This window comes from Candidatus Pelagibacter communis, assembly GCF_001180185.1.
Lineage (GTDB): Bacteria > Pseudomonadota > Alphaproteobacteria > Pelagibacterales > Pelagibacteraceae > Pelagibacter > Pelagibacter ubique_F.
Genome location: NZ_CVSS01000008.1, coordinates 89,536 through 100,000, shown reverse-complemented (window position 1 = coordinate 100,000; position 10,465 = coordinate 89,536). Strand labels below are relative to the sequence as shown.

Sequence of the window (10,465 nt, the reverse complement as noted above, 5' to 3'; positions counted from 1 at the left end):
TTATAATAATAAATAGGTCCTCAGATAAAATTTTAAATCTGATAAAAGAAATTATAGTTCAAAATGTAAAAGATATTAAAATAGTTATAAAAGCTGGGGCTTTGGATAAAAAATCTAAACTAAGATCATTTTTTGAAAAAGACAAAAATACTATCATTGCTGCTTTTTATGAAGATAACCATCAATCACTCCTATTTTTAGTACAAAATTTTTTTAAAGAAAAAAAAATAAATATTTCTAATCAAAATATAAATTTAATAATTGAAAGATCAAAATTTAACCGAGTTGCACTCAAAAATGAATTATCTAAAATTTCAAACTATTGTGAACTAAATAAGAAAATTAATCAGGAAGAAATATTGAAAATCACTAATTTAGCTGAAAATCATAGTATTTCAGAACTAACTGACCAATGTCTAATCAAAAATAAAAAGAAAACTTTTGACATTTTAAATGAAAATAATTCCTCTGCTGAGGACAACATTATTATTATAAGAAATTTTTTATACAAGCTTAAAAGACTGAAAAAATTGAAAGAAAATATAAATGATGTTTCAAACGTTGATAATGCTATATCATTATTCAAACCTCCAATATTTTGGAAAGACAAAGATATAATTAAACAACAATTAAAAATTCTATCATTAGATGAAATAAATGTATTTATTACAAAAATAAATGATTTAGAAAATTTGATAAAAAGAAATTCTCAAATATCAAATCTAATACTCAATAATTTTATAATTGAAAGTTTAGAAAACTCTAATAATTCGCCTTAATGATCTCTATAATCTTATTTAACTGATCAATTTGTTTATAAGAAAAAGAAATACTACCTCTATTTCTTTTGTCATTTTTAATAGTAACGCTGAGACCAATTTTATCAGAAATAGATCTTTCTAAGTCTCTAATATTGGCATCTTTGGAGATATTAGATTTAGTTTTCTTGTTTTTAAATATTTTTACAAAATTTTCAGCCTGTCTTACAGATAATTTCTTTTCAATAATTTTATTAGCAACAAACAAGGCATTTTCTAAACCAACTAAGACTTTTGCATGTCCGGATGTAATTTTTTTGTTTTCAATTAATTTAATAACTTCAACAGGCAATGATAATAATCTCAAACAATTCGTAATATAACTTCTGCTTTTTCCTATAAATTTGGAAACTTTTTCTTGATCATAATTAAATTCATCAATTAATCTTTTATAACCCTGCGCCTCTTCTAATGGATTTAAGTCGTGCCTTTGAACATTTTCAACAATCGCAAATTCTAAGGATTTTAAATCATCAGCTTCAGTAATTACAACTGGAACATAATGCAATCCGGCGTTTTGAGCAGCAAGCCATCTTCTTTCACCTGCAATAATTTCAAATTTATTTTGTATATTAGTTGATCGTCTAACAATGATTGGTTGAATTATTCCTCTTTCAATAATAGAATTGGTTAGGTCTTTCAAATTTTCCTCATCAAAATTTTTTCGTGGTTGATATTTATTTGGAATTAAATCTGATATTGAAAGCTGGTTTTTTTTTTCAGATACTTTTGTTTCTCCTATTAATGAGGATAACCCACGACCGAGACCTTTTTTTATTTTATCCATTATGCAACACTCCCAATTGTCGACTCTTGATTTATAAATTCATCAGTAAAACTAAAATAGGATTTACTACCAGGACAAGATTTATCATAAATTAACACTGGTACACCATGTGAAGGTGCTTCTGATAATCTGACATTCCGCGGGATAACGGTCGAGTAGACTTTTTCTCTAAAATATTCTCTAGCTTCTTGTTCGACTTGAGACGAAAGTTTGTTTCTCTTATCATACATAGTTAGCAAAATTCCTCTAATCTTTAAATCTGGATTTAAACTAACTTTTATCCTTTCTATTGTTTTCATAAGTTGTGTTAAACCCTCTAGAGCAAAAAATTCTGTTTGTAGCGGGACTAAAAGAGATCCTGAACTAACTAATGCCATCACAGTTAGTAAACTCAAAGACGGAGGACAGTCAATCAAAACATAATCATAAAATCCTCTAGAATCATTTAAATATGCGGTTAATTTGGACTTTAATATAAATGCGCGATTCCCATCATCGGCAGTTTCAACCTCTAGTCCTGATAAATCTACGTTGGATGTTATCATGTTTAGATTTTCGATATTTGTTTTTTTGATAACCTCACCGATATCTTTAGTTCCATTAAGAACCCCATATATTGTATCGTCTGAATTGTTCATGTTAGATAGTCCAAGACCTGTAGTGGCATTTCCCTGAGGATCAAGATCAATTACTAAAATTTTTTTTTTTTGTTGTGATAATCCAGCTGCAAGATTTATGACTGTAGTAGTTTTCCCTACGCCCCCTTTTTGATTTATGATTGAAATAATTTTCATCTATTTTTTTTTTTAATTTTTTTAATATTTAATAAAAATGAATCTTTATTTGTTAAGCTTTTTTTTTCTGTATACTCAAGTTTCCAATTTTTTTTAGAATTTTCAAAAACACTCTTTCCACTTTTTCCCATAAAGAAAATTAAATTTTTATATTTTAAAAAATTCTCGTAAACCAAATTTAAAACAACTGGCATAGGTTTAAATGCTCTAGACATGATAGTTCCAGTTTCTACATTTTTTATCTCAAAAATATTTTTTTGGAAAACTTTTGTGTTCAAACTTAATTTTTTTGAAACTTCTTGCAAAAAATTGCTTTTGCGATAGCTTTTTTCATAAAGGTGAACATTCATATTATTTTTCATGTTTTTTAGAATAATTGCTATTATAATCCCTGGAAATCCTCCTCCTGAACCTAAATCTGTGGTTGTATTGCTTTTTAAATCAACAAAATCAATTATTTGTGCTGAATCAACAATATGTCGATCAATTATTGTCTTTTTTGATGCTGTATTTTTGCTAATAATGTTTATTTTCTCATTTTCTTCAAGAATAAACGATGCATAGTTTTCAAAGTCTAAAAATGTTTCACGTGAAACATTTAAATTATTGAGTCTAGAGTAAGAATTTAAAATTTCATTATCCATTAAGCTATATGCTTAATAGACTTTCTTTTAACGTGTGACAACAAAATATATACAGCCGCAGGGGTGATACCGTCAATTCTTAACGCCTGACCCATTGTTTTTGGTCTTATTTCTTTGAATTTAGCTTTAACCTCATTAGAAAGACCTGAAAATTGATCATAGTCAATATTTTCTGGAATTGTGAGATTCTCATCTCTTTTAAAAGCTAAAATATCGGCCTTTTGTTTCTTTAAATATCCTCTGTAATGAGAGTTGATCTCAATCTGCTCATCAATTTCATTACCATAATCAGCGATTTCAGGCCAAATATTCCTTATTTTTGACATATCAACGCTTTTTTGGGTAAGAATTTCCTCTGCTGATCTAAAAACACCGTCTTTCGCTATTTTTATTCCGAAATTATCCGCCTTAGAAGGTGATATGTTTAAATTAGACATTTGAAGAGATATTTTGCTTAATTTATCAAATTTGTCCTCAAATAGTTGCTTTCTATTTTCTGATATTAAACCAATTTTAATTCCTTTATGAGTAAGCCTTAAGTCTGCATTATCTGATCTAAGACTTAGTCTATATTCTGCTCGAGATGTGAACATTCTATAAGGCTCAGCAACACCTTTAGTGACTAGGTCATCTATCATAACGCCAATGTATGCGTCTGATCTATCTAAAATAAAAGGTTCCATGTTCTTTAAAGATAGTGAAGCATTAATTCCCGCGATAAGGCCTTGAGCAGCTGCTTCTTCATAACCTGTAGTTCCATTTATTTGACCAGCGAGATAAAGATTTTTTATTTTTTTTGTCTCTAATGTTAAAAAGAGCTCTCTCGGGTCAATATAATCATATTCAATAGCATATCCTGGTCTAATCACTTTTACATTCTCTAAACCATTGATATTGTTGAGTATTTCGTATTGAACAACCTCAGGTAGAGATGTAGATATGCCATTAGGATAAATTGTATAATCATTTAGACCCTCGGGCTCTAAAAATATCTGATGTCTTGCCTTATCAGCAAATTTTACTATTTTGTCCTCTATAGACGGACAATATCTTGGACCAACACCTTGTATGCTTCCGGAATACATTGCACTTTTAGATAAATTCTTTTCTATTATTTTATGAACCTTTTCGTTTGTATAAGTCATCGAACAAGAAACTTGCTTGTTTAGATTTTTTTTGGTCAGAAAAGAAAAAAAATATGGATCTTCATCGGCAAACTGTTTTTCCAAATTTTCAAAATTAATTGTTCTAGAATCTAACCTTGGAGGTGTGCCTGTTTTTAATCTTCCAATTTTGAAATTATACTTTTCTAACTGTTCACTTAAACCTGTACTCGGTTTTTCATTAAATCGTCCAGCAGGGGTTCTTTCATCACCTATATGTATCAAACCATTCAAAAAAGTTCCTGTTGTTAAGATTAACTTGTTACAACTCACTTTGTTACCTTTAAGTGTTATAAACCCACTTATTTGGTTATTTTGAAAAATAAACTTTATTACGGGATCTGAAAAAATGCTTAAATTACAGTAGTTTACAAGTTTTTCTTGCATATATTTACGATATAGTGATCTGTCAGACTGAGTTCGTGGCCCTCTAACCGCAGGTCCTCTACTTCTATTTAATAATCTAAATTGTATTCCAGATTTGTCAGCTACTTCTCCCATAACACCATCTAAAGCATCTATTTCTCTAACTAGATGACCTTTACCTAAACCACCTATGGCTGGATTACATGACATTTCTCCTATGGTATTTTTATTGTGAGTGAATAGAGCAGTGTTGGCTCCAAGTCGTGCAGATGCTGCTGCTGCTTCACAACCTGCGTGACCTCCGCCTATTACTACTACATCAAAAGATAAATCTTTTTCCATGGTTTAAATTTATATTCGATTAAGATTTTTACAAGATTTGAGTTTTAATGCTTAAATAAGCGTTGATTATCAACGAAAACGGTTAAAAAAGGCCTAAAAATACAGCAAAATGCTTATTATTTTCCAATACAAAAATCGTTGAAAATACTGCCTAATATCTCCTCTACATCGACTTTTCCAACAATCATGCCTAAATGTCTTGTTGCTAACCTTAAATCCTCAGCTGCTTTATCAAAATCTTTTTTGTTATTTTTATCCAAAAAATTTTTCAAATGATCTGCGCACTGTACTAAATGTTGTCTATGCCTTTCTCGAGTAATTAAAATATCTTCCTCAGTTATGAATTTATCTCTTATATTATTCTTAATTTTTGTGATCAACTCATCTATGTTTAAGTTATCTTTTAATGAAATTAAAACGTGATTATGTTTAGAAATTTCTTGATCTAATTTTTTATTTAGAAGATCTGATTTGTTAATCACTAATATCGCATTTTTTTTTATTAAATCGTTAAAAAAACCGCTAAAATCAATGCTTTTAGCATCGACTACTACTAATTTTAGATCAGCATTTTCAGCTTTTTTTAAAGATAATTTTATTCCCTTTTTTTCTATTTCATCTTTTGAATCTCTTATGCCAGCTGTATCTGAGATAATAACTGGATACCCATCTATATTTAAATGTGTTTCGACAACATCTCTTGTTGTGCCAGCAATCTCAGAGACTATAGCAACTTCTCTATTTGATAAATAATTTATTAAACTTGACTTACCGGCATTTGTAGGTCCAACAATTGCAATTTTAAAACCTTCACGGATTATTTCTCCTACCTTTTGATCATTTAAAATTTTATTAATATCATTTAATACTTCTAAGGAATTTTCTTTTATTTTTTTTATATTATCTTCTGGTAGATCCTCATCAGGAAAATCTATTTTCGCCTCAACATATGATAAAATTTTCAACAATTTATCTCTCAACTCATTAAATCTTTCTGAGGATTTTCCTTTCATAATCTTTATAGCTTGTAATCTTTGGATTTCAGTTTCAGCAGTTATCAAATCTGCTATACTCTCGGCTTTGAGCAAATTTATTTTTCCATTTTGAAATGCTAGCTTGGTAAATTCTCCTGGCTCAGCTAATCTACAATTTTTTATTTTTGAAATCTCGTTTTGGACAGCCAAAACTACAGCTTTCCCTCCGTGTACATGAATTTCGGCCATATCCTCCCCTGTGTAGCTCTCAGGGCCTGGAAACCACAATATTATCCCTTCATCTATTAGCTCAGAAGTGTTGATATTGTTTATTTTCCGAAGGGTAGCGACTCTTGGTTGTGGAATTTGCTTTCCTGTAAGTGACTTTATTACTTTTGATGTCTCTGAACCTGAAATTCTAATTACTGCAACGCCAGAAACTCCTGGACCAGATGATAAAGCATAAATAGTCATAAAATATTATAACTTTTATTCTACAATATTGGAAAACTTAATTAGGCTGGTTTGTTCATTGAATTAAAGAACTCAGCGTTGTTCTTTGTGTCTTTTAACTTAGAACTTATAAATTCAATTGCATCCATAGTGCCCATTGGTGCAATTATTCTTCTTAATACGTTCATTTTTTGTAAATCATTTTTATCAAACAATAATTCTTCTCTTCTTGTGCCTGATTTAGTTATATCTATAGCTGGGTAAATTCTTTTATCAGCAATTTTTCTATCAAGAACAGTTTCGCTATTACCAGTTCCCTTAAATTCCTCAAAAATAACTTCGTCCATTCTACTACCCGTATCAATTAAAGCTGTTGATATAATGGTTAATGAACCACCTTCCTCTATATTTCTTGCTGCACCAAAAAATCTTTTTGGTCTCTGTAGCGCGTTAGCATCAACACCACCAGTTAAAACTTTACCTGAACTAGGGATTACTGCATTATACGCTCTCCCTAATCTTGTTATTGAGTCTAATAAAATAACAACATCCTTTTTATGCTCAGTTAGTCTTTTTGCTTTCTCTATTACCATTTCAGCAACAGCCACATGTCGTTGTGCAGGTTCATCGAAAGTAGAGCTTATAACTTCACCTTTTACGGTTCTTTGCATATCAGTCACTTCCTCTGGACGTTCATCTATCAATAATACTATCAAATAACATTCTGGATAATTTTTGGCTATAGAGTTAGCTATACTCTGTAGGATCATTGTTTTACCGGCTTTTGGGGGTGATATTATTATTGATCTTTGCCCTTTCCCAATCGGACTGACAAGATCTATTAATCTTGGGGTCAAGTCTGGCTTTTTTTCAGTTTTTACCATTTCTATTTCCATTACTAACTGCTTGTCAGGATAAAGGGGTGTTAAATTATCAAAAGCTATTTTGTGTCGAGATTTATCTGGTTCTTCAAAATTAATTTTACTTACTTGTAATAGAGCAAAATATCTTTCTCCTTCTTTAGGCGCTCTTACTGGACCTTCTACCGTATCCCCAGTTCTTAAACCAAATTTTCTTATTTGACTTGGACTTACGTAGATATCATCAGGTCCTGGAAGATAATTAGACTCCATAGCTCTCAAAAAGCCAAAACCATCTTGCAATAACTGTAAAACACCTGCACCTGTAATTTCTTCCTTTTCAGCAACTTTTTTAAGGATAGCAAAAAGAATTTCTTGTTTTCTTAGCGTGCTAGCATTTTCTATGCCTAATTCCTCTGCTTGAGTGATAAGCTGTTCAGATGATTTTAGTTTTAATTCTTGTATGTTCATGATTTGGTATTATTAAGGACTTAATAATTATTTAAATATATATACTATTTTAAAAAATTCAACCTTAGATTGGCTTAAAAACTACTATAAAAACAATCAAAATTAACAATAAAGTAGGCACTTCGTTGATATAACGATAAAATTTAGACGTCTTTACATTCTGATCTAATTTAAATTGATTAAGCAATGACCCAAGATAAAAATGATAAACAGTCAAAAATAGCACTAAAATTAGCTTTAATTGAAGCCACAAACTAGCCAGTTGATCGAAACCTATCTCATGTATTAATACCAAACCAAATAACCAGCTTAATATCATTGCTGGTGTCATAATATAATAGAACAATTTTCTTTCCATTGTTTTAAATACATTTGTAATGATTTCATTATTATTTTCTGAATGATAAACAAATATTCTGGGAAGATATAGAAGTCCAGCCATCCAAGAAATTACAGCTATAAGATGTAAACTTTTAAATAATAAATAACTATTCATAATTCAAACATGGACATTTTTTAAATTGTTTTGGACATTGTGTCTTAGGAGGAAAAAGTTCTCCTTTATAACTGTAATTTTCTTTATTTATTATCAAATCAGACAATGCTTTTATATATTTTTCATTTGTTCCCAGGGCCGGTACTCTAGAATAATTTTTACAGCCATTTTTATCAGCTAATTCTTTGTATTCTATATCTAATTCAACCAAAGTTTCAGAATGCTCAGATACAAATGCAATAGGAACTAAAACAATATGTTTGCCTAATTTTGAATTTTCTACAATTATATCTTCTGTAGAAGGACCAATCCATTTTAAAGGACCAACTCGACTTTGATAACTCAATATCCAGTCTAAATTTTTGATATTTAAAGATTCAACAATCTTATTAACTGATTGTTCTACTTGCCATTGATATGGGTCCCCTTTTTTTATATTTTTTTCAGGTAATCCGTGTGCAGAAAATATTAGTTTAAAATTTTTTAAATTATCAATTTTCTTTGTGATCTCAATCTTATGAGCTTCAATAAAACTTTCATCTGTTGGATAACAGCAGATCGTGCTTGTTTTAATTTTATAACCAACTTTTTTACAAACATCGTTCCATTCTTTAATTGACGAACCAGATGTTGCAGCTGAATATTGTGGATAAAGAGGTACAAGAATTACTTCTTTTGGATTAAATTCAATTACATCCTTAATAACAATTTCTGCTCTTGGATGCCAACACCTCATAACTATAAAACATTTGTATTCTGATGACTTATCGTCACTGTTTAACTTAACTTCTAAAGCAGAAGACTGTTTTTTAGTAAGTTTTAAAATAGGTGATGATCCTCCCAGTTCTTCGTAAATTTTTTTTGCTGTTGGAGCTCTTCTGTTAGCTATAAACTTAGCTAAAGGATATCTTAAAAATCCAGGTAAATTTAAAATTGCTGGATCATTAAACAAATTAAACAAGAATGGTTCAACATTTTGCAATTTATCTGGTCCACCAAGATTAAATAAAATTATTGCTTTTTTCATTAATATTCTTTTACGATTTTTATTAAATATTCCACCATTTCAGGATTAGTTTCAGGTAACACACCATGTCCAAGATTAAAAATGTAAGGGTGATCTTTAAAAATATCTAAATATTTGATAGCTTCTTTTTTTAGAGTTTCTTTGTCTGTTAATAAAACTTTGGGATCAAGTCCTCCTTGAATAGGGATTTCTATTTTTCTTATTATTTCTTTAGGATTAACATTATAATCTATATTTATTACATCAGGTTTAATAATATCGCAAAATTCTTTATAATTTTTAATTTCCCTTGGAAAACATATAACAGGAGTATTTAAAGATTTTACATAATTTACTAAATTTAAAGTTGGGCTATATACATAATTTGGCAAATCTTTTTCTTCTAAAAGTCCTGCCCAGCTATCGAATATTTGAATGATATTTGCTCCATTATCTATTTGGTTTTTAATATGAATTTTTAAAAATTTTTCTATGATTAATAGAATTCTATTTATTAGAAACTCATCTTTAAAAAAATTATCTTTTAATTTTTTTTTAGGTGATTGTTGATTAATCATGTACACTAATAATGTCCAAGGAGCACCAACAAAACCAATAGTATTTTTATTTTTTGTTAGTTTATGATTACTAACTAAATTTATTGCTTTATAAACTGGTAGAATTTTTTGGACAAAATCAATTTCATCTATTTTTGAAATTTGATTAAGATCTAACTCTCCCAATAATGGACCAAAATCTTTTTTAAATTCTACCTTCTGATTCAAACCATAAGGTAATATCAAAATGTCAGAAAAAATTATCGCAGCATCAAGATTAAATCTTTTCAGTGGCTGTAATGTGATCTCTGCCGATAATTCCTTATTTAGACATAAATTAATAAAATTTTGATTTTGTTTTCTAATTTCTCTGAATTCTGGAAGATATCTTCCGGCTTGTCTCATTATCCATATAGGATTTATTTTAGTATCTTTTTCAACAATGACTTTGGTTATAGGTGTCATAATATTATATATATAATTATTGTATTAGTATTATATCTTGTGAATTACGATAATTAATTTTTACACACTTTTTATTAACTATTTATTCATATTAATTGATCTAAAAACGTAAGTTTTACTTACTAATTTAGTTTTACTTAAAAAATGTATAATTTTATTAACATGTTTATTATTGTTAATAATATAAGTTATTTACAAAAAGTTTTAAGATAATATTAAAATAATGAAGAGATTTTAAGAATTAATACAATAAAACTAACATTTTTTTC

Annotated in this window: 10 protein-coding genes; 1 reads left to right on the top strand and 9 read right to left on the bottom strand. The window is 28.9% G+C overall.

All coding sequences use genetic code 11. From position 1 onward, the window contains the following. Window positions 1-779 (top strand): DNA polymerase III subunit delta (gene holA, locus AMN95_RS05605; RefSeq protein WP_075522108.1); only part of this gene is annotated, 779 nt, incomplete at its 5' end. On the opposite strand, the gene AMN95_RS00805 is transcribed toward holA, so the two are convergent. The 9 genes from AMN95_RS00805 to hemE form a co-directional block, all read right to left on the bottom strand. After that, a complete protein-coding gene (locus AMN95_RS00805) occupies window positions 763-1,605 on the bottom strand; it encodes a ParB/RepB/Spo0J family partition protein (protein ID WP_075522107.1) in 843 nt (280 codons plus the stop codon). The genes holA and AMN95_RS00805 overlap by 17 nt on opposite strands. After that, window positions 1,605-2,399, bottom strand: coding sequence for a ParA family protein (locus AMN95_RS00800; RefSeq protein ID WP_075522106.1), 795 nt, complete (start codon window positions 2,397-2,399; stop codon window positions 1,605-1,607). Before AMN95_RS00800 ends, AMN95_RS00805 begins: the two co-directional genes overlap by 1 nt. Then, window positions 2,396-3,043, bottom strand: a complete 648-nt coding sequence (locus tag AMN95_RS00795; RefSeq protein WP_075522105.1) for a 16S rRNA (guanine(527)-N(7))-methyltransferase RsmG — start codon at window positions 3,041-3,043, stop codon at window positions 2,396-2,398. The genes AMN95_RS00800 and AMN95_RS00795 overlap by 4 nt, the downstream gene beginning before the upstream one ends. Then, window positions 3,043-4,914 (bottom strand): tRNA uridine-5-carboxymethylaminomethyl(34) synthesis enzyme MnmG, encoded by a 1,872-nt coding sequence (mnmG, locus tag AMN95_RS00790; protein ID WP_075522104.1) that lies wholly within the window; start codon window positions 4,912-4,914, stop codon window positions 3,043-3,045. The genes AMN95_RS00795 and mnmG overlap by 1 nt, the downstream gene beginning before the upstream one ends. 116 nt (window positions 4,915-5,030) lie before the next feature. Beyond that, window positions 5,031-6,362, bottom strand: a complete 1,332-nt coding sequence (gene mnmE / locus AMN95_RS00785) for a tRNA uridine-5-carboxymethylaminomethyl(34) synthesis GTPase MnmE (RefSeq protein ID WP_075522103.1) — start codon at window positions 6,360-6,362, stop codon at window positions 5,031-5,033. A gap of 41 nt (window positions 6,363-6,403) precedes the next feature. Further along, on the bottom strand, window positions 6,404-7,672 hold the full coding sequence (gene rho, locus AMN95_RS00780; protein WP_075522102.1) for a transcription termination factor Rho: 1,269 nt from the start codon (window positions 7,670-7,672) through the stop codon (window positions 6,404-6,406). Between the two features lie 64 nt (window positions 7,673-7,736). Further along, window positions 7,737-8,168, bottom strand: coding sequence for a protoporphyrinogen oxidase HemJ (hemJ, locus tag AMN95_RS00775; protein WP_075522101.1), 432 nt, complete (start codon window positions 8,166-8,168; stop codon window positions 7,737-7,739). Beyond that, a complete protein-coding gene (hemH, locus tag AMN95_RS00770; RefSeq protein WP_075522100.1) occupies window positions 8,161-9,195 on the bottom strand; it encodes a ferrochelatase in 1,035 nt (344 codons plus the stop codon). Before hemH ends, hemJ begins: the two co-directional genes overlap by 8 nt. Next, window positions 9,195-10,196, bottom strand: coding sequence for a uroporphyrinogen decarboxylase (hemE, locus tag AMN95_RS00765; protein WP_075522099.1), 1,002 nt, complete (start codon window positions 10,194-10,196; stop codon window positions 9,195-9,197). Before hemE ends, hemH begins: the two co-directional genes overlap by 1 nt. Window positions 10,197-10,465 lie beyond the last annotated feature (269 nt).